Genomic DNA, 481 nt, shown 5'->3' with positions numbered 1-481 from the left:
AGATATTACTTTGAAAGACCTTGTAGTCGAAGGTCGCTTTGGGAAACAAAGCCTTATACTCGGCATCTCCTTTGTTCAATTTATTCCATGCGGGCAATACATCTTCGGTCGCCAAAGTATAGCTGACCGCTTTGCCTTTGATTTCTTCGCGGACATGAAAGGCGGCTTGCTTCAGGAAACGTTCTTCGTAAATGCCCGGTTTCATCTGAAAAGGACCAAAACTGCCCGACAGATTATACATAAAATTTCCGGCACCTATTCCACCCAACGGCATTCCTTTTTTGGTCATCGTTTCGGGTCTCACTCCGGGAGAAACCTTGGCATGAAGCGTGGTATATACCGGTCGGTCGCCCATTTTTCGCGTCCACGAACAGTCGGGCATCTTCCACAACGCCGGTTGGGAGGAATAGGTGCCGGAAATTTTATGTATAATCTGTCGGGCAGGTTTGGTCCTTTTCAGATGAAACCGGGCATTTACGAA

Annotated in this window: 1 protein-coding gene; it reads right to left on the bottom strand. The window is 47.4% G+C overall.

From position 1 onward, the window contains the following. Nucleotides 1-289, bottom strand: a 289-nt coding sequence (locus tag ASC50_RS07500) for a GH116 family glycosyl-hydrolase (RefSeq protein ID WP_226995392.1), incomplete at its 3' end; no start/stop codon positions are given. Nucleotides 290-481: the final 192 nt, after the last annotated feature.

The sequence above is a fragment of the Candidatus Symbiothrix dinenymphae genome (assembly GCF_001431085.1).
Note: the sequence above shows the minus strand (reverse complement) of the source record. Positions and strands in the feature narration are given on the sequence as shown.